The sequence below is a fragment of the Streptomyces sp. NBC_01410 genome (assembly GCF_045040195.1).
In the GTDB taxonomy this organism is placed as follows: domain Bacteria; phylum Actinomycetota; class Actinomycetes; order Streptomycetales; family Streptomycetaceae; genus Streptomyces.
Map to the genome: position 1 here is coordinate 7,738,813 of NZ_CP109530.1, position 20,100 is coordinate 7,758,912.

The window sequence follows — 20,100 nt, forward strand, 5'->3', positions numbered from 1 at the left end:
AATCCATACCTCTGAGGCATGAGTGGCTGATGTGCGTTGACAGTGTCGGCCAGCCGCCGCACGATGCAACGCGGCAACGGACGTTACCGTCCGGTCACTTCTCTCGTGGGTCCCGTCCGGTCGATCAGGCCGGATCAGTGAGCGGGGTCTGGTGCGTGCGATCGCAAGGCGGAGGAAGGAGCCGACACGGAGCGTCGGCGACTGACGACAACGCGGCGAGCGTGCGTGCCAGGGCACGCGAGCCCGGCAAGATCGACCGGACAGGACCTGGGGTCCCGATCCGTCCCGGCACGCCACGGTCCGACCCGCCGTGGCCCCCCTCGCAGGCCCTGCCCGGAACCCAAGGAGAGCCCGTGATCTCTCAGCCCACCCGGCACGCGGACCGGGACCTCGTGATCGTGGTCAGCCCCTTCGAAGAGCCCAACGCCCGGATGGCCGCGGCCGCGGAGCGAGCCGGCGCGCTGGGCGTGCTCGACCTCGGCAGGGACTGTGAGCGGGCGCGTGGCGCCTTGGCCGGGCTGCGGGGGCGGTACGGAGTCCGGGTACCGGCCGGGTGCCCGCTCGCCCCGGACGAACTGCCCGCCGCCGTGGACACCGTTCTGCTCGCCGAAGAGCACTGGCGCACCGGGACGGCCCGGTGGGCCGCGGATGGCGGACGCCGGGTGTGGGCCGAGGTGACCAGCCCCGCCGAGGCCGCGGCCGCCGTCACAGCCGGGGCGTCCGGCCTGGTGGCCAGGGGGCATGAGGCCGGCGGCCGGGTCGGCGAGCTGACCACGTTCGTGCTGCTCCAACGCCTCCTGGACGAGCCGGAGTTGAACGTTCCGGTCTTCGCGGCCGGAGGCATCGGTCCCCACACGGCCGCCGCCGCCGTCGCGGGCGGCGCCACCGGAGTCGTACTCGACACCCAGCTCGCGCTCACCACGGAGGGCGCCGCCGGGCTGCCCGGCGATGTCGCGGCAGCGATCCGCGCGATGGACGGCAGCGACACCGCCGTCGTCCGCGGACACCGGATCTACGTCCGCCCCGATCTGACGCCACCGCAGACCGACATCGCCGAACACCTCGGCGCCCGCGGACTGCGCACCCAGCCGCTGCCCATCGGCCAGGAGGGGGCCACCGCCGCCCGGCTCGCCGCACGTCACCGCACCACCGGCTCGGTCGTCCAGGCCGTCCGGGCGGCCATCACCGGCCACCTGGAAGCAGCGGTACGTGCTCGTCCGCTCCGGCCGCGCCCGGGCGAGAGCCATCTGCCCGTGGCCCAGGGGCCCATGACCCGGGTCAGCGACCGGCCCGCCTTCGCCTCGGCGGTGGCGGACGCGGGCGGGCTGCCCTTTCTCGCGCTCGCCGTCATGGACGGCCCCGATGTACGCGACCTGCTCACCCGGACCGCGGAGCTCCTGGCCGGCCGGGACTGGGGAGTCGGACTGCTCGGCTTCGCCCCCGAAGAGCTGCGCCGCGAACAGCTCGCCGCCGTCGCCGACGCCGGGCCCCCGTACGCAATCATCGCGGGCGGGCGGCCCGCCCAGGCCGCCCCCCTCGAAGCCGCCGGGACCCGGACCTATCTGCATGTGCCGTCGCCGGGACTCCTGGAGCAGTTTCTCGCCGAAGGAGCGCGGCGCTTCGTCTTCGAGGGGCTCGAGTGCGGCGGGCACATCGGCCCGCGCGCCGCCTTCCCGCTCTGGGAGGAGCAGATCGAGCGGCTGCTCTCCTGCCCGTACGCCGACGAACTCGACGTGCTCTTCGCCGGTGGCATCCACGACGAGCGATCCGCTGCGATGGCGATGGCGGCCGCGGGTCCCCTGGCCGAGCGCGGGGCCCGAACCGGCGTCCTGATGGGCACCGCCTATCTGTTCACCGAGGAGGCCGTGGCCGCCGGAGCCGTACAGCCCGGCTTCCAGCGCACGGCCATCGACTGCGTGGCCACCACGCTCCTGCGTACCGCCCCGGGCCATGCCACCCGCTGCGCCACCACGCCGTACGCCGACGTCTTCACCGCCACCGCGCAGCGGCTGCGGCAGGACGGCGCGAGCCCGAACGAGGTCTGGGAGGAGCTGGAGAAACTCAACCTCGGGCGGCTGCGGATCGCCAGCAAGGGCCTGCGCCGCACGGCGAGCGGGCTCGTCCCGGTGGACGAGGAAGAACAGCGCGGCGAAGGCCTCTACATGCTCGGCCAGATCGCCACCGCCCGCACCGCGACCACCACGGTCACCGAACTCCACGCCCAAGTGACCGATGGCGCCACGCAGTTGCTCGAACGGCGGTGGGAGCAGCTGCGCGGTAAGTCCCCGCACGAGACGGATGAGGCACCGCTCGACATCGCGATCGTGGGTATGGCCTGCCGCTATCCCGGTGCCGACGACCTCGCCGGGTACTGGGCCAACATCGTCGCCGGGACCGACTCCGTGACCGAGGTGCCGGCCGACCGCTGGGACAGCTCCGTCCATTACGACCCGGACCCGGCCCGCGCGGGGGAGCGGACCCCCTCCCGGTGGGGCGGCTTCCTGCCGGCGGCACCCTTCGACGCGCTCGCGCACGGAATCGCCCCTGCCTCGCTCGGCAGTATCGAACCGGTCCAGCTCCTCGCCCTCGACATCGCGGCCCGCGCCCTCGCCGACGCCGGATACGCGGGCGAGCGGCACTTCGACCGCTCCCGCACCTCGGTCGTCTTCGGCGCGGAGGCGGGCACGGATCTCGCGGGCGCGTACGGCTTCCGGGCCCTGTACCCCGGCTATCTCGGCGTACTGCCGCCCGAGCTGGACGAGCAGCTGCCCCGGCTGACCGAGGACTCGTTCCCCGGAGTCCTCGCGAACGTCATCGCCGGGCGGGTCGCCAACCGCCTCGACCTCGGAGGCGCCAACTGCACGATCGACGCCGCCTGCGCCTCTTCGCTCGCCGCGCTGGACCTGGCCTGCAAGCAACTGCGCGACAGGGACAGCGACATGGTGCTGTGCGGCGGCGCCGATGTGCACAACGGCGTCAACGACTACCTGATGTTCGCCTCCGTACGCGCCCTCTCACCCACCGGACGCTGCCGCCCCTTCGACGCCTCCGCCGACGGCATCGCGCTCGGCGAGGGCGTCGCCTGCCTCGTACTCAAACGCCTCGCGGACGCGGAACGCGACGGCGACCGCGTCTACGCCGTCGTCAAAGCCGTCGGCGCCTCCAGCGACGGACGGTCCCTCGGCCTCACCGCCCCCCGCCCCGAAGGGCAGCGGCGCGCACTGGAACGCGCCTACCGGCGGGCAGGGATCGCACCCCGCGAGATCGGCCTGGTGGAGGCGCACGGCACAGGCACCGTCGTGGGCGACAGCACCGAACTGGCCGTCCTCACCGAGGTCTTCGGCGGCGGCGAGCCGGGCTTCTGTTCGCTCGGTTCGGTCAAGTCTCAGCTCGGCCATACGAAGTGTGCGGCGGGCCTGGCCGGACTGATCAAGGCGGCACGGGCCGTGCACCACGGCGTAAGGCCGCCGACGCTGCACCTGACGAGCCCCAACCCCGACTGGCAGCCAGGCAGCAGCCCCTTCTGCTTCGACACCGAGGCCAGGCCGTGGACCGAGCCCGCCGGACGCCGCGTCGCCGCAGTGAGCGCCTTCGGCTTCGGCGGGACCAACTACCATGCGGTGCTTGCCGGTTACGGTGGCGAGGACGAGCCCGCCCACGGCCTGGACGCCTGGCCCGCCGAGCTGTTCTGCTTCCGAGGGGCCGACCGGACCGCCGCCCTCCGGTCCATCGACCGCCTCGCCGCGCGACTGGAGCAGAACGACACGGCGGGAGGGCCGTGGCCGCTGCGCGACCTCGCCGCGGAGACCTCCGCCGGTGAGGGGACGATCCATGTCGCGGTGGTCGCGTCCGGGCTGGACGATCTGGCCGGAAAGCTGGAGCGGGCCCGGGAGTTCGTCCCCGGCGACGGCGTCCATGTGCGCGACGAAGGGCAAGGTCCCGGTCGGACCGCCTTCCTCTTCCCGGGGCAGGGCAGCCAGCGGCCCGGCATGCTCGGCGATCTGTTCATCGCCTTCCCCCGGCTGAGAGGTCTGCTGTACGAGGAGGATCCGCGCCGTACAGCCACGATGTTCCCGCCCGCCGCCTTCACGCCCGAGGACCGGGCCGCCCAGCGCGCGGCCGTCACCGACACCCGGACCGCCCAGCCGGCCCTCGGCCTCACCGGCGCCGCCGCGCACCTCCTGCTCACCTCCCTCGGCATACGTCCCGACTGCACCGCCGGACACTCCTACGGCGAGCTGGTCGCACTCTGGGCCGCCGGGGCCTACGACACGGCGACCCTCCTGCGGCTCAGCGAACGCCGGGCGGAGGCGATCCTTGCCGCCGCCGGGGACGACCCGGGAGCGATGGCCGCAGTGGCCTCTGCGCCGCAGGACCTGCCCGACCTGCCGTCCGGATGCGTCGTCGCCAACCACAACGCACCGGAGCAGAGCGTCATCTCCGGCCCGACCGGCGCGGTCGACTCCGCGATCGGCGCACTGCGCGAGGCGGGCATCCGGGCCGAACGCCTTCCGGTGGCCTGTGCCTTCCACAGCGAGGTCGTCGCCGGGGCAGCCCAGGAGCTGGCCGAAGAGCTGGCCCGGGCCTCGGTCGCCGAGCCCGCGATCCCGGTCTGGTCGAACACCACCGCGGACCTCTATCCGGCCGACGCGGCGGCCGTACGGGAGATGCTGGCCCGCCAGGTCGCCGAACCCGTGCGTTTCGCCGAACAGATCGAGGCCATGTACGCGGCAGGGGTGCGGACCTTCGTGGAGGCCGGACCGGGCCGGGTGCTCACCGGTCTGGTCGGGCGCATCCTGGGCGACCGGCCCCACGCCGCTGTTCCCCTCGACATCGCGGGGGAGCACGGCGTGACCCGTCTGGTGAGCGCGCTCGCCGAACTCGCCGCGGTCGGCGTCCCGTTCGACCCGGAGCCGCTGTTCAGGGACCGCACCGCACCGCTGCCCGCCGAACCGCCACGGCGCGCCGGATGGCTGGTCGACGGCCATCTCGTACGGACGGCGGACGGCGAGCCGGTGGCGGGCGGGCTGCTTCCGGCGCACCGGGTGACACCGGCCGCCGCTGCCGCCACCGCCGACCGGCGGGAGGACGCCGTACTGGAGTATCTGCGAGGAGCGCGGGAACTGGTCGCGGCCCAACGGGACGTGCTGCTCGGCTACTTGAACGCGGAAGCCCCACCGCCGACTGAGATACCCGCGCGGGCTCCGGAGCCCGCCGCACCGCAACCCGCCGCCGAAGAGCCGGACCGCCGCCCCCTGACGCCGGACCAACTCCTCGACGCCGTACTGGAGATCGTCCACAAACGCACCGGCTATCCCCGGGAGATGCTCGACCCCGCTCTCGACCTGGAGGCCGACCTGTCGGTGGACTCCATCAAGCGCGTGGAGATCATCGGGGCCCTGGCCGACCGGATCGGGCTGCCGCGCGGTGCGGACGGCCCGGCGGAATCGGCCGTCGAGGAACTGTCCCGGCTGAAGACCATCAGCGGCATCGTCGACTGGATCGTCGCCCGGGGCACGACCACGACACCCGCACCGGCCCCCGCAACTGAGCACACCACGCTCCCGTCCAGCGATCCGGCCCGGCCCACGCGCCCCACCCGGCTGCTGGTCGAGGTCACCCCCGTGGGACCGCCGGCCACCCGCGACCCCGCCGATGTACTGCCCGGCCTTCGGCTGGCCGTAGTCGACGACGGCCTCGGCGTCGCCGCCGCACTCGCCGCCGAGCTCGAATCCCACGGCGCCGAGGTGCGCACCCTCCACCCCGAGCGGCTCGGGGACGCGGCCGGAGCCGACGGCGTCGTGGACCTCAGCTCCCTGCGTCCCGCCCCGGACCCCGTGCTGCCCGAGACCTTCGGCGCCCTGCGCCGGATCCTGACGGCGGGCACCCGCCGACTGCTGCTCGTCACCGGCCGCGGTGGAGCCTTCGGCAGGACCGCACCGTCGCAGAAGGTGCCCGGCTCGTCGCCCGACCCGATCCCCGGCGCCGGCCTGTACGGCTTCGCCCGCACCGCGGCGATCGAGCATCCCGGCACCGCCGTACGCGCCGTGGACATGGACCCCAAGGACCGCCCCGAGCGGATCGCCGCCCATCTGATCGCCGAACTGTGCGCCCCCGAAGAGCCCGTGGTCGTCGGCTACACGAACGGCACCCGCAACACCCTTCGTACCGTCTCCGCCCCTCTGCCGGCCGATGAACCGGAACCACCGCTCCCGCTCGGCCGCGACGCGGTGGTGCTGCTCACCGGCGGGGCCCGCGGTATCACCGCCCGTACAGCCATCGCCCTCGCCGGCGCCACCGGGTGCCACATCGAACTCGTCGGCCGCACCCCGCTCCCCGACGACGCCGAGGACCCGGCCGTCGCCCACGCCCACGACCGGGTCGCCCTGCGTGCGGCCCTCGTCCGGCAGGGCCTGCGCACCCCCGCCGAGATCGAGGCCGCCGCGACCCGCATCCTCGCCGCGCGCGAGATCCGCACCACCCTCGCCGCCCTCACCGGCACGGCCGCCTCAGTGCGGTACCACGCGGCGGACGTCACCGATCCCGATGCCGTACGCAGCGTGATCCGCGGCGTACGCGCCCGGCACGGCCGTCTCGACGGCATCGTGCACGGCGCCGGAACCATCGAGGACAAGCTGCTGCGCGACAAGGACCCGGCCTCCTTCGCCCGGGTGTTCGCCACCAAGGTCGACGGCGCCCGCCATCTCCTCGACGCCGCCGCCGACCACGGGGACGGCCCGCCGCCCGGCTTCCTCGTCCTCTTCGGCAGCGTCGCCGGTGTCTTCGGCAACCGCGGTCAGGCGGACTACGCGGCCGCCAACGAAGCCCTGGACACCCTGGCCGCCACCCCCTCCTGGTCCCAGCGCTTCCCGGGCCGGGTACTCGCCGTCGACTGGGGCCCCTGGGCGGCCGAGGCGGGCGGCATGGTCACCCCCGAGCTGGAACGGATGTACGCGAGCCGCGGCATCGGCCTCCTCGATCCGGCCGCGGGCACCGCCGCCCTCCTCGCCGAGCTGGCCCACGGCACCACCGGCCAGGTCGTCCTCCTCGCACAGGACCCGGGGGAGTCCCGCCATGGCTGAGGAGCGTCGCGGTCCCCGGCCGGGCGACGCCGCGATCATCGGCATGGGCGCAGTCTTCCCCGGCGCCACCGATCTGGCCGCCTACCGGCGCAATCTCTTCGCGGGCACGGACGCCATCAGCGACGTACCGCCCGGCCGCTGGGACCCCGAGGTCTACTACGACCCGAACGGCACCGAAGGACCCGCCCGCAGCGACCACTTCTACTGTCGCCGTGGCGGCTTCATCGACGAGCTCACCGCCTTCGAGCCGACCCGTTTCGGCATCATGCCCGCCGCCGTGGCGGGCGCGGAGCCCGATCAGCTGCTCGCCCTGCGTGTCATCGCCGAGGCCGTGGCCGATGCCGGGGGCGAGGAACGGCTGCCCGCCGACCGGTCCCGCATCGGCGTCATCCTCGGCCGCGGCGGCTTCATGGGCGTCGCCACCGCGCGCCTCGACCAGCGCGTGCGCACCGCCCACCAGCTCGCCGCGACGCTGCGTGAACTCGCCCCCGAACTCGGCGAGAAGCGCATCACCGAGTTACGCGAAGCCTTCCAGGCCGGGCTGGGTCCCGAGCGGCCCGAGGCGTCCATCGGTCTCGTACCCAGCTTCACCGCCGCCAGGACCGCCAACCGCCTCGACTTCCGCGGCCCCGCCTACACCATCGACGCTGCCTGTGCCTCCTCGCTGCTCGCCGTCGAACAGGGCGTCGGTCTGCTGGCGGGCGGCAGTTGCGACCTGGTGGTCGCCGGGGCCGTGCACCACTGTCATATCGCCACGCTCTGGAGCGTCTTCACCCAGCTGCGGGCGCTCAGCCCCAGTCAGCACATCCGTCCCTTCGACCGCCGCGCCGACGGCACGCTGCTCTCCGAAGGCACCGGCGTCGTGCTGCTCAAGCGCCTGGCGGACGCCGAACGCGACGGCGACCGCGTCTACGCCGTCGTACGGGGCGTCGGCGTCGCCGGTGACGGCCGCGCCGCCAGCCTGATGAGCCCCTTGGTGGACGGCCAGGTACGTGCCCTGCGCCAGGCCTGGGCGCGGGCGGGGCTCGATCCGGCCGCGCCAGGCGCGCTCGGGCTGCTGGAGGCGCACGGCACCGGGACACCGGTGGGCGACGAGGCCGAACTCACCACTCTGGCCGAGGTCTTCGGCCCGCGCACGCCGGGCGCCGAACCGGTCGCCATGGGTTCCGTGAAATCGATGCTCGGCCACACCATGCAGGCCTCCGGGATGGCAGGGCTGATCAAGGCCGTACTCGCCGTGCACGACGGGACGCTGCCCCCGACCCTGCATCTCGAGGAGCCGCACGAGGGCTTCGCGAGCACGCGCATGCGCCCGGTGACACAGACGGAGCCGTGGCACCGGGGGCGCGTGGCGCGACGGGCGGGTGTGAACGCCTTCGGCTTCGGCGGGATCAACGCGCATGTGGTGCTGGAAGAGGCGCCGGGGGCATTCGCCGCGGGCGGGCGGATGAGCTCGGCCGCCGCCGCGCCGCCCGCTCATATGACGCTGCTGGCCGCGGCCACCGCCGCGGAACTCGGCCGTCTCGTGGAGGCGTTGCCGGACTCGGCAGCACAGGCGCCCGGTGTGTCCGGAGGCCCTTGCCGTCTCGCCGTCCTCGGACTGACACCCAAACGCCGGGCCCTGGCCGCGGCGGTAGTCGCCCGCGGAAAGCCGTGGCGCGGGCGCGGTGGCGTCTGGTTCACGCCCAGCCCGCTGCTCGCGCGCGACGGCAGGGTGGCCTTCGTCTTCCCGGGCCTGGAACCGGACTTCACGCCTCACACCGATGATGTCGCCGACCGGTTCGGGCTTCCCCGGCCCGCCCTGACCGGCGGGGACACACTGATGGAACGGGCGCTGGACACCATCGCCGTCGGCCGCCTCTTCGCCCGAGTACTGCCCGAACTGGGCATCCACGCCGACCTGCTGGCCGGGCACAGCCTCGGCGAGTGGACCGCCATGGTGGTCGCGGGGATGTATCCGCGGCAGGCCGTCGACACCTTCCTCGACTCGCTGCGGCCGGGCGATCTCGACGTGCCCGATCTGGTGTACGCGGCGCTGGGCTGCGGGGCCCGGCAGGCGGCCGCCGCCCTGCACGGGCTCAGCGGTGTCGCCGTCAGCCACGACAACTGCCCTCACCAGTCGGTGTTGTGCGGCGAGCCGGGTCCCATGGCCGAGGCCCTGAGCCGACTGGCCGCCCAGGGGGTACTCACCCAGGAGCTCCCCTTCCGGTCGGGCTTCCATACGCCCATGTGGGCGCCGTACCTCGACCAGGTGCGCGCCGCGTTCGCCGCACTGCCGGTCGGGCCACCGACCGTGCCGGTCTGGTCGGCGACCACGGTGGCCGCCTATCCGGGCGCCGAGGACGAGGTACGGGACGTGGTGCTGCGCCATCTGCTGGAACCGGTGCGCTTCCGGGAGCTGACGACGCGGCTGTACGCGGAGGGTGTGCGCGCCTTCGTGCAAATGGGGCCGGGCAGCCTCCCCGGCTTCGTGGCGGACACCCTGCACGGGCGGGACCACCTCGCGGTCTCCGCGGGCGTGGTGCGGGGCGGGAGCGGTCTCGATCAACTGCGCCGTCTGGCCGCCGCGTTGTGGACGGAGGGGCTGAACCCTCGCTGGGACCGGCTGGCCGGTCATGAGCCGGCGAGTCCGGTGGCACCGCCGGGGCGGGACCTCGTGCGGCTCGATCTCGGCTCATCGCTGGTGAGTCTGGGCGCCGCCGCGCCCTCGCTCCGTCTGGCCGACCCGCCCCGGGTCCCGGCCACCGGCCAACCGGTACTGCTGTCCGCCCTCGACGCCGTGGCCGGCGAGACACAGGACGCGGTGCGCGCCGTCACCGAGGCCTGGCGCGCGAAGAGCGTCCGGCCCGCCGTCGTCGCTCCGTACAACTCCCGGCGACGGCTCTCCCTCGACACCATGCCGTACGTCCGCGACCACTGCGTCTATCTCCAGCCCGACGCCTGGCCCGAGCCCTCGGACCGCTTCCCCGTCGTCCCCATGACCACACTGCTGGAACTGGCCGCGGACGCCGCACGCGCCGCGGTTCCCGGACGGGTCCTGACCGGTTTCGCGGAGGTACGGGCGCTGCGCTGGCTGCCCGTCGATCCGCCCGTCGACGCCGAGTTCACCGTGACCGGCGACCGCGGGGGCAGCCGGATACGCGTGGAGATCGGCGATTGCGCGACCGTCACCGTCCTCCTCGCCGACCGCCACGCGGAACCGCCCGCCCCCGATCTCTCTACGCTGACCCGTGAATCGACGCCTCCCGTCAGCGCGGAGGCCCTCTACCGCGACCGGTGGATGTTCCACGGTCCGGCCTTCGCCGGGGTCCACGAGGTGACCGCCGTCGCCGACGACGGCATTCGCGGGGTGCTGCGGGCGCTGCCCGCGCCGGGCGCGCTGCTGGACGCCGCCGGACAACTGCTCGGCCACTGGATGCAGTTGAGACTGACGGCCGACCGGCTGGTCTTCCCCGCCACGCTGGAGCGGGTGAGTCTGTACGGGCCTGCGCCGCGCGACGGAGCGCTTCTGCGCGCCACCGCCCGTATCCGGTCCGTGCGACCCGACTCCGTCCTGGGCGATGTGGAACTCACCGCCGCCGACGGCACGGTGTGGGCCCGGCTCGAAGGGTGGACCTACCGGCGCTTCGCCGCCGACGAACGGGTGTGGCCCATGAAGTTCACCCCGGAGATCTGCGGGATCGGCGAGCCGCAGCCCGGCGGCTGGTGCCTCGCCCGGCGGCGCTGGACCGACCCGGCATCCCAGGAGCTGGTGATGCGGCGCTATCTGGGCGCCGCCGAGCGCGCCGCGTACGAGCAGCGCCCGCCGCGCGCCCGCGCGCCCTGGCTGCTCGGGCGGATCGCCGCCAAGGACGCCGTACGCCATCTGCTGTGGGACGGCGGCGCGGGGCCCCTCTTCCCGGCGGAGGTGCAGGTCGGCAACGACGAATCGGGCCGCCCCCACGCGAAGGGCCCGCTCGCCGCCGGACTGCGGCTCTCGCTGGCCCACAAGGACCGGCTGGCGGTCGCGTACGCGCATCGGTCCCACGCCGTCGGCATCGACATCGAGACCGTCACCGAGGACCCGGCGGCGCTGAGCCGTATCGCGCTCACCGCCGAAGAGCGGGAGCTCGCCGAGCAGTTCGCCGTGCGGGAAGGGTGCGGCAGGGCGCAGGCGCTCACCGCGCTCTGGTGCGCCAAGGAGGCCGCGGCCAAGGCCGAGGGCACCGGCCTGGGCGGCCGCCTGCGTCAGTGGACCGTCACCGACGGACCCACAGGGCTGCGGGTGCGCTCTCCCGAGGGTCGCAGCCACGCCGTACGGATCAGCACCGTCGATGATCTGCCCGGTCCGGACAGCCACCCCGTCACCCATGTTGTCGCCCGGACCGTACCCCCCACCCCGACCCCGCCGGAGGCCAGCCATGACATCTGACCCCATCGCCGAACAGATACTCGCCGAGATCACCGCCATGCTCGTCGAGACCGTCGGCGACGAGTTCCTCCTCGCCGAAGAGGTCACGCTGGACACCACCTTCAACGAGGACCTGGCGCTGGAGAGCATCGAGTTCGTCGCTCTCGCCGAACTGCTCCAGCAGCGCTACGGGGCAGCGGTGGACCTGATCGCCTTCCTGGCCGAGAAGGACATGGAGGAGATCCTGGCGATGACCGTCGGCGACCTCGTCTCGCACATCGCCGGGAGACCCGCTCCAGGCGGCGCCGGGGCGCCCGCTCCGACTGTCGCCGGGACGCCCGCTCCCGCCCCGGCCGGCTGACCGCCATGGCCGAGATCATCGCCAACTCCCTCCGCTTCCATGTCCAGCGGCTGCCCGCGGCGGACACGGGCGGCGACGCGGGAGCGAGGGTCGTCTTTCTCCACGGCCTGGTCGTCGACAACCTCTCCAGCTTCTACTGCACCCTCGCCGTGCCGGCCGCGCAGGCAGGACACGAGGTCGTCCTGTACGACCTGCGAGGCCACGGCCGCACCGAGCGCCCGCCGAGCGGATACGACACCGCCACCGCCGTCCGCGATCTGACCGCGCTGCTCGGGGCGCTCGGCCTCGACGAGCAGCCCGTCCATCTCGTCGGGAACAGCTTCGGCGGAACCCTCGCGCTGCACACCGCACTCGCGCGCCCCGATCTCGTCGCCGGACTCATCCTGATCGAGGCCCCGCTGAGCGGCCCCTGGGTCGACAACATGCTCGACACGCTGTCCGTCGCCGCTCTCGACCTCGAAGGCAGCGAGGTACCGCGGGAACTGGCCTCGCTCGGAGCCCGCAAGGCGGCCCGGCTGACCGCGACGGCCGACGAACTCCTCAACCGCACCAGCCTGATCGACGACATCGCGGCAGGGCGGCCCTTCACCGCCCAGGACTTTGCCCGGGTGCGCTGCCCGGTGCTCGCCGTCTGCGGAGAGCACTCCGAACTTGTCTCCGGCGCCCGGGAGTTGGCTCGCCACGCGTCCGACTGCACGGTCCGCGTGGTGCCGGGCCTCGGCCACGACGTCCTCCAGGGCGCCACCATCGAGCTGCGGCGGGCCGTACTGGACCGGCTGGCCGGGGCCGTGCGGTGGCAGCCCGAGGCGGTGACGGTATGAAAGTGCTGTTCGTCGTCCCGCCGCTGGCCGGACACATCAATCCGACGGTCGCCGTCGCCGCCGAACTCACCGCACGCGGACACGAGGTCGCCTGGACCGGCCCCGCCGAAGTCCTGCCCCCTCTGCTGCCGACCGGTGCCACCCTCATCCCCTCTGGCGAGCGCACCGGCCCCGGCGGCTACGGCGCGCTGCACGGACGCTGGCGCGATCTGCGCGGCGCCGCCGCTCTGCGCTTCCTGTGGGAGGAGGCGCTCATTCCGCTCGCTCACGGGATGCTGCCCGGTGTCGAGGCGGCCGTCGACGCGTACGCCCCCGATGTGCTCGTCGCCGACCAGCAGGCTCTCGCCGGGGCGGTGGTGGCCCGGCGGCGCGGACTGCCGTGGGTGACCTCCTCGACGACCACGGCCGAGTTCACCCGGCCATTCGCGGGTTTCCCCAAGGTGGCGGAGTGGGTGAAGGAACGGATCGACGGATTCCTCGCCGCCTCCGGCGCGCCCGGCGGCTGGGACCCACGCTTCTCGGACCAACTGGTCCTGGTCTTCTCCACCCCCGAGCTCGTCGGCGCGGGCGAGACGTGGCCCGAGCACTACGCCTTCACCGGTCCCGCGCTTGGCGCCCGCCCGTCGGACGGCTCGTCGTTCCCCTGGCGGCGGCTGGATCCCGTACGCCGCCGGGTGCTGGTGTCCCTCGGCACGCTCAACCGCGAGGCCGGCGGCCGCTTCTACGCCGCGGTCCTGCGGGCCGCCGAGCGCCTGGCCGACCGGGTGCAGCTGATCGTGGCCGCACCCGCGGACCTGGTCGGCGACGTGCGTCAGGACCATGTCCTGCTCCAGGAGTACGTCCCTCAACTCGCGTTGCTGCCGCACCTGGACGCCGTGGTCTGCCACGGCGGGCACAACACCGTCTGCGAGGCGCTCGCCCACGGACTGCCCCTGGTCGTCGCGCCGGTCCGCGACGACCAGCCGATCGTCGCCCAGCAGGTGGCCGCGTGCGGGGCCGGAATCCGGGTGCACTTCGGCCGCCCCCGCGCGGACGAGGTCCACACCGCGCTGAGCGCCGTCCTCGACGACCCGAACCACCGGCGGGCCGCCCGCCGTGTCCAGGCATCCTTCGCGGCGGCCGGGGGAGCCGTGGCCGCGGCCGACAGGTTGGAGAAGCTGCTATGACACAGTCCCGTACCCGCCGCGTCCCCTGGGCGGCAGTCGCCCTTCTCGCGGGTCTCACCGCGGGCACCGTCCGCGCCCGCCGGCGGCTGGCCGCGATACCCGTGCTCGACCCGGCCGGGGACCGTGCGCCCACGGACGGCTGGCATCTGATCACCGCCCGGGGCGTCGAGGCCGACGCGGCGACCGTGGGCGCCGCCGTCGCGTACGCGGAGCGGACCGGCCTCAAGGTGCTCGACCTGCTTCCGGGCAGCCTCGACGCGGAACGCGCGCTGAGCCTGCTGCGGCTGCTCGACCTCGGTGACGCCCGCTTTGCCCGTACGACACAGGCGCGTGGCGCGGGACAGGCCGTACTGATCGCCGAGGACGTCCGCAGCCGCGCCGGTGTCGAGATCGGGAGCGGCCTCGACACCGCCGAACTGCACGACCTCCTCGGCCGGGTGAAGGAGTACGCCGCCGGGGAGACCGGTGTCGCCATCGCCCCCGGTCTCACCGTCCCGCCCCCCGAACTCACCCTCCGTGCGGGGGAGTTGCGAGCGCAGGGACTGCCTCCGGGTGTGCTGACCGCAGCCCATCTCGCCGGTCTGGCCCTGCTGGCGCGCGCGGCCGTCAAGGACGGCCGCTGGGGCGCCGCGGCACTCGCCCTGTACTGGCTGCAGCCCGCGCTGGTCCTCGGCGCTCCGAACAGCCCGCTGCGCCCGGCCGACCTGCCGCGCGCCACCGCGGCGCGCCCGCTTCACTCCCTCCACGCCGCCCTCCGTACGGCGGCCGCCCTGCGACCGGCCCCGGCCGGACCCTGGCCGGAAGTGGAAGCGCTCCGGCCCGGCTACGAGGCCGAACTCAAGGCGGGCACCGAGCGGTTCTTCGAGCCGCGCCGCCCCGACTGCCCCTGGTGCGGCTCCACCGACCTCTCCGTACGCACCCGGATGCCGGATCAGTTCCAGGCCAAGCCCGGCCGCTTCTGTCTCGAACAGTGCGGCGGCTGCGGGCATGTCTTCCAGAACCCGCGCCTGTCCCTGGACGGACTCGACTTCTACTACCGCGACTTCTACGACGGTCTCAGCGTCAGCAGCGCGTCCGCGGTCTTCGGCCGCATGAACAGCTCGTATCTGGCCCGCGCCGCCATGCTGAAACCCTTCGGCACGCCCGCCGCCTGGCTCGACGTTGGTACCGGACACGGCCACTTCTGCAACGGCGCGCGCGAGGTGTGGCCCGACACCCGCTTCGACGGCCTCGACATGGCCGCCGCGGTGCGGGACGCGGAAGCCCGCGGCTGGGTCGGGGCCGCCCACCGCGGACAGTTCCCGGAGCTCGCCGCCGGACTTGTGCACCGGTACGACACGATCAGCATGTTCCACTACCTGGAGCACACCCGGGACCCCTTCGCCGAGCTCGACGCGGCCGCCGAGGTGCTGCCCGCCGGCGGGCATCTGCTCATCGAGCTGCCCGACCCCGAGTCACGGCTCGCCCGCCTGCTGGGCTCCTACTGGCTGCCCTGGTTCCAGCCCCAGCACCAGCACCTCATGCCGATTGCCAACCTCAAGCAGGCACTGGCGGACCGTGGGTTCACGGTCCTGGCCGAGGAGCACGGGGCGGCCCACCAGGCCTGCGACTTCGTCGGCGTCGTCCTGCTCGCCGCCAACCGGATCGCCCCCAATCCGTTCGCACCCTGGGGACCGGGCAGCGCCACCCTGGCTCAGCGAGTGGCGCGCAAGGGCGTCTGGACGGCGGCGCTGCCCTGCTTCGCAGCAGCCGCGGCCCTGGACAGACTGCGCGCGGCCGCGGCCCGCGTCACCGACGGCGGCAACGCCTACCGGCTGCTGGCCCGCAGGACACCGGCGGGCCCCGGGAACGAATGAGGGAGTGAGCATGCTGGACCTCGCCCGCCGCCACACCGCCGACCCGCTCTTCCGGCTGGTCGCCTACGCCCTCGAATCGGCACACGACCGGCCCCCTGCCACGGTGTGGAGCGCCCCGCACGCCTTCCACCTCGGCTCGCCGCACCTGGTCGCGGCCGCCGGCTGGCCGGTCGCGGCCGCCGCCGCACCCCGTGACGACGGCCTCGCACGGCTGAGTTCGCTCGCCCACCCCGCACACAGCTGCGAACTCCCGCTCACCGGCCCGCCATCGCCCCACCCCGACTGGGCCGCCCGCACCTATGCCCTGTTGCGGACCATGGCCCGGGTCGGATACGGCCGGGGCGGCATCGACCTCCACATTCACTCCACGCTGACCCCCGCGACCGGTCTGTCGAGCGCCGAGCCGCTGGAGTGTGCCGTCGCCCTCGCGGTCGCCGATCTGCACGTTGGGAAGACACGGCCGCCACGCGGCAGGCTCGCCACCCTGGCGCGGACCGCAGCACCCGGCGGTGACCAAGCGCTGCGCGAGGCCGTGCTCTTCGCCCGCCCCGGCCGGGCCGTGCTGCTCGGAGACCGCGGCCGGCGGCAGGTCCGCTTCGACCCGGACGAGCACGGGGCGCGCCTCACCCTGCTGGTGACCCGCGGCGAAGGGCGCGGTCCGGGTGACATCCAGGACGCGGTGGCGATCGCGCGGCGCGCGGGTGCGACGGCCGCCTGGTGGCCCGGACACGGGCCCGGGCGCAGCGCACTGGTGCTGCTGCCGAAGGACCGGCTGACCCATGTCCGCACCACCGTGACCGAGGAGTTCCGCTCCGGCGGACGACGCGTGCCGCGCTTCGTGAACATCACCGTGGCGGGCGCGGCCCGCCGCGAGGAGTGACAAGGAGGAACACCCCATGAACCCAAGAGAGTTACCGCACAGGACGCCGAGCGCGCGAAAACCGGAGGCCGACAGCCGCCCTCGCGGCAGAAGGTGGCGAGCGGCCGCCGCCGGGATCTTCAGCACGCTGTGCCTGGTCGTCACGGTCGGCGCGGCCGACTCCGGCGCCGCCGAGCCAAAGGCGCCCGCCGCGCTCCCCACGTACGACCACGTGGTCGTCGTCGTCTTCGAGAACAAGCAGTACGGCGAGATCATGGGCAGCGCCAACGCGCCCTACATCAACCAGCTCGCGAGCGCCGGTGCCAGTCTGACCGCGATGAAGGCGCTGACCCACCCCAGCCAGCCGAACTACTTCAACCTCTTCTCCGGCGCCACCCAGGGCATCACCGGAGACGGCTGCTACACGCCCCAGTCGATGAGCGCGGCCAACCTGGGACAGGAACTGATCGCGGCGGGCAAGACCTTCGCCACCTACAACGAGGATCTGCCGAGCGAGGGATCCACCGCGTGCACCAACGGGCAGTACGCGCAGAAGCACAACCCCTGGTTCGCCTTCAAGAACGTGCCGCTGGGCAGCGGCAAGACCTGGGCGCAGTTCCCCAAGGGCGACTTCACGCAGCTGCCGCACCTGTCGTTCGTCGTGCCGAACCAGTGCAACGACATGCATTCCTGCCCCGTCGCCACCGGCGACACCTGGGTCAAGAACAATTTCGACGCGTACGCCCAGTGGGCCAAGGCCAACAACAGCCTGCTGGTGCTGACCTGGGACGAGGACAACTACCTCGGCTCCAACAGGATCGCCACGGTCTTCTCCGGCGCCAAGGTCAAGCAGGGCACGTACAGCAGCGCCTACAACCACTACAGCCTGCTGCGCACCTTCGAGGATCTCTTCGGCACCACCCATGCCGGAAACGCGGCGAGCGCCACACCCATCACCGAAGTCTTCGGCGACGGCACCACCCCGCCGGGCGGGGATCTGAGTGTCGCCAATCCCGGTGCGCAGACCTGCAGGTTCAACCAGAGCTGCACCATCCAGATCACGGCCACCGGTGGCAAGGCACCGCTCAAGTACAGCGCTTCCGGGCTGCCGTTCGGCCTGTCCATCGACGCCTCGACCGGCCGGATCAGCGGAAAACCGTGGCAGGTCGGCACCCTGCGGATCACGGCCACCGTCACCGACACCGGCGGCGCAACCGCGACCACGACCTTCCCGCTCACCGTCAACTGGTTCTGACGGGCGCGCCCCAGCCACCGGAAGGGAGGGAATCTGTGTATCTGTCGGCCGGCCGGACCGCCGACACCACGACGGGCGTGCGCCGCACCCGCCCGCCGCGGAATGCCGGAGTCCGCCGTGCGGTCGCGGGCAATGTCATCGCCCTCGGCGGGGTCAGCCTGCTGACGGATGTCTCCGCCGAAATGGTCACCGCCGTACTGCCGCTCTACCTCGTCGTCGGCCTCGGCATGTCCCCGCTGGCCTTCGGCGCCCTCGACGGCCTCTACCAGGGCGCCACCGTCCTTTCCCGGCTGGCCGGAGGCCACCTCGCGGACCGCGCCCAGCGCCGCAAACTCGTCGCGGGCACCGGCTATGCCCTGTCCGCGGGCTGCAAACTCGCCCTGCTCGCCGCCACGACACCCTGGGCGATCGGGGCGGTCCTCGCCGCCGACCGCACCGGCAAGGGGCTGCGTACCGCACCACGCGACGCTCTGATCTCCCTGTCCTGCTCCGCCGAGGAGCAGGGCCGGGCATTCGGAGTGCACCGGGCGATGGACACCGCGGGCGCACTGATGGGCCCCCTAGCCGCCTTCGCGGTGCTGTGGGCGGCACGCGACGGATACGACGCCGTGTTCGTGGTGAGCTTCTGCGCCGCCGCACTCGGCGTACTGCTGCTCGTCCTGTTCGTACGCGACTTTTCCGCGGGACCGCGTCCCCACCGAACTCCTCGCCCCCGCAAGGCACTTGGCAGCCTCGCCCGCACGCGCGGCCTGCCGCGGCTGTGTCTGCTCGCCGCACTGCTCGGTACGGTCACGGTCAGCGACTCGTTCCTCTATCTGCTGCTGCAGCGCCGCCTCGATCTGCCCGCCCCGTACTTCCCCCTGCTCCCCGTCGGCGCCGCCGCCGGATTCCTGCTCCTCGCGGTGCCGCTGGGGCGGCTGGCCGACCGGGTCGGCCGCCCGCGGGTCTTCCTCGCGGGACACGGTGCGCTGCTCGTGGCGTATCTGCTGCTGCTCGCGCCCTGGGGCGGCGGACTGGTGGCCGCCGGGTGCGTACTCCTGCTGCTCGGGGCCTTCTACGCGGCCACCGACGGCGTCCTGATGGCCGCGGCCGGTCCGCTGCTGCCGGGGCATCTGAAGGCGAGCGGCCTCGCACTGGTGCAGACGGCAGGGGCCTTGTCCCGTTTCGGCGGCTCGCTGCTCTTCGGCGCGGGCTGGATGTACCTCGGGCCCGACGGCGCCCTGACCGCGGCCGCCGCCGCTCTCGCCCTCGCCCTCACGGGGGTGGCCGCCTTCCACCGACGGAGTCGCGCATGAACGTCCCGCCGAGGCTGCTCGTGTTCCTGCTCGCCACTGTGCTCCTGGCGGCTCTCGTGGGCATCACGATCGTGCGCGCGGCCGACCGAGCGTCGGAACACGACCGGGCGCGGCCCGGCGAACCGAATGCCCAGGCAGGCGCTGTGACACTTCGTCAGCCAGGACGGCTGCTGTTCCGGAACCTCGCGTGGGGGCCGCAGCGCGACCATGTCTCGTCCGTTCCGCTGACCGCCGCGAACGGGCCCCGCACCTCCGCGCCCCGCGAGTGCCTGCGCTTCCACGCGGCCGCAGGCACCGGCATCTGTCTCCGGGCCACGCGCGGGGTGGTCCCCGGCCATGAAGCCGTCCTTCTGGACGCGGAGTTACGGCCCGTCCGTGCCTTCCAGGTGGCCGGGATACCCACCCGCGCAAGGGTGTCGCCGAGCGGACGACTGGTGGCGTGGACGGTCTTCGTCGGCGGAGACTCGTACGCGGGCGGCGCCTTCTCCACGCGTACCGCCCTGTACGACACGCGCACCGGCGCTCTCCAGCCCGACCTCGAGAAGTTCACCGTCCTCAAGGACGGCCGCCGCCACCGGGCCGCGGACCACAACTTCTGGGGCGTCACCTTCGCGGCCGACGACAACCGCTTCTACGCGACCCTCGCCACCGGTGGTCACACCTTCCTCGTCGAAGGCGACCTGGCCGCGCGCACCCTGCGCACGCTGCGCCAGAACGTCGAATGCCCCTCGCTCTCGCCGGACGGCACCCGCATCGCCTTCAAGAAGCGCGTCGCGGGCGCCGGAGCCGACACGCCGTGGCGACTGTACGTCCTGGACCTGCGCACGGGCCGGGAGACGGCGCTCGCCGAACACAGAAGCGTCGACGACCAGGCGCTGTGGCTGGACGGCCTCTCTCTCCTGTACGCGCTGCCGGGGGACTTCGGAGCGGACCTCTGGTCGGTGCGGGTGGACGGGAGCGGGACGGCACGGTTGGTCGTGAGGTCGGGCACGTCTCCGGCGGTGGTCCGGTAGGC

The 20,100-nt window shown here is 73.4% G+C and carries 10 protein-coding genes; all 10 read left to right on the top strand.

Translation table 11 applies throughout. The features are described 5' to 3' along the window. The first annotated feature begins 353 nt into the window (after positions 1 to 353). The 10 genes from OG741_RS35205 to OG741_RS35250 are packed head-to-tail and all read left to right on the top strand — an operon-like array spanning position 354 to position 20,098. Positions 354 to 7,082, top strand: a complete 6,729-nt coding sequence (locus OG741_RS35205; RefSeq protein ID WP_405604470.1) for an SDR family NAD(P)-dependent oxidoreductase — start codon at positions 354 to 356, stop codon at positions 7,080 to 7,082. Continuing rightward, on the top strand, positions 7,075 to 11,493 hold the full coding sequence (locus OG741_RS35210; RefSeq protein WP_405604472.1) for a beta-ketoacyl synthase N-terminal-like domain-containing protein: 4,419 nt from the start codon (positions 7,075 to 7,077) through the stop codon (positions 11,491 to 11,493). The genes OG741_RS35205 and OG741_RS35210 overlap by 8 nt, the downstream gene beginning before the upstream one ends. Then, complete coding sequence (locus OG741_RS35215; RefSeq protein WP_405604474.1) at positions 11,483 to 11,833, top strand: phosphopantetheine-binding protein; 351 nt, start codon at positions 11,483 to 11,485, stop codon at positions 11,831 to 11,833. The genes OG741_RS35210 and OG741_RS35215 overlap by 11 nt, the downstream gene beginning before the upstream one ends. Positions 11,834 to 11,838: 5 nt before the next feature. Beyond that, on the top strand, positions 11,839 to 12,654 hold the full coding sequence (locus tag OG741_RS35220; RefSeq protein WP_405604476.1) for an alpha/beta fold hydrolase: 816 nt from the start codon (positions 11,839 to 11,841) through the stop codon (positions 12,652 to 12,654). After that, positions 12,651 to 13,820, top strand: a complete 1,170-nt coding sequence (locus OG741_RS35225) for a glycosyltransferase (protein ID WP_405604478.1) — start codon at positions 12,651 to 12,653, stop codon at positions 13,818 to 13,820. Before OG741_RS35220 ends, OG741_RS35225 begins: the two co-directional genes overlap by 4 nt. Further along, positions 13,817 to 15,676 (top strand): class I SAM-dependent methyltransferase, encoded by a 1,860-nt coding sequence (locus tag OG741_RS35230; protein ID WP_405604480.1) that lies wholly within the window; start codon positions 13,817 to 13,819, stop codon positions 15,674 to 15,676. The genes OG741_RS35225 and OG741_RS35230 overlap by 4 nt, the downstream gene beginning before the upstream one ends. A gap of 10 nt (positions 15,677 to 15,686) precedes the next feature. Beyond that, on the top strand, positions 15,687 to 16,556 hold the full coding sequence (locus tag OG741_RS35235) for a galactokinase (protein WP_405604482.1): 870 nt from the start codon (positions 15,687 to 15,689) through the stop codon (positions 16,554 to 16,556). 16 nt (positions 16,557 to 16,572) lie between these two features. Next, on the top strand, positions 16,573 to 17,790 hold the full coding sequence (locus OG741_RS35240; RefSeq protein WP_405604484.1) for an alkaline phosphatase family protein: 1,218 nt from the start codon (positions 16,573 to 16,575) through the stop codon (positions 17,788 to 17,790). 35 nt (positions 17,791 to 17,825) lie between these two features. Beyond that, positions 17,826 to 19,085, top strand: coding sequence for an MFS transporter (locus OG741_RS35245; protein ID WP_405604486.1), 1,260 nt, complete (start codon positions 17,826 to 17,828; stop codon positions 19,083 to 19,085). Beyond that, complete coding sequence (locus OG741_RS35250; RefSeq protein WP_405604488.1) at positions 19,082 to 20,098, top strand: TolB family protein; 1,017 nt, start codon at positions 19,082 to 19,084, stop codon at positions 20,096 to 20,098. Before OG741_RS35245 ends, OG741_RS35250 begins: the two co-directional genes overlap by 4 nt. The last annotated feature ends 2 nt before the right edge of the window (positions 20,099 to 20,100 follow it).

Coding starts and splice junctions, on each gene's coding strand:
- OG741_RS35210 (WP_405604472.1), top strand. CDS start 7,075: ATGGCTGAGGAGCGTCGCGGTCCCCGGCCGGGCGACGCCGCGATCATC.
- OG741_RS35215 (WP_405604474.1), top strand. CDS start 11,483: ATGACATCTGACCCCATCGCCGAACAGATACTCGCCGAGATCACCGCC.
- OG741_RS35220 (WP_405604476.1), top strand. CDS start 11,839: ATGGCCGAGATCATCGCCAACTCCCTCCGCTTCCATGTCCAGCGGCTG.
- OG741_RS35225 (WP_405604478.1), top strand. CDS start 12,651: ATGAAAGTGCTGTTCGTCGTCCCGCCGCTGGCCGGACACATCAATCCG.
- OG741_RS35230 (WP_405604480.1), top strand. CDS start 13,817: ATGACACAGTCCCGTACCCGCCGCGTCCCCTGGGCGGCAGTCGCCCTT.
- OG741_RS35235 (WP_405604482.1), top strand. CDS start 15,687: ATGCTGGACCTCGCCCGCCGCCACACCGCCGACCCGCTCTTCCGGCTG.
- OG741_RS35240 (WP_405604484.1), top strand. CDS start 16,573: ATGAACCCAAGAGAGTTACCGCACAGGACGCCGAGCGCGCGAAAACCG.
- OG741_RS35250 (WP_405604488.1), top strand. CDS start 19,082: ATGAACGTCCCGCCGAGGCTGCTCGTGTTCCTGCTCGCCACTGTGCTC.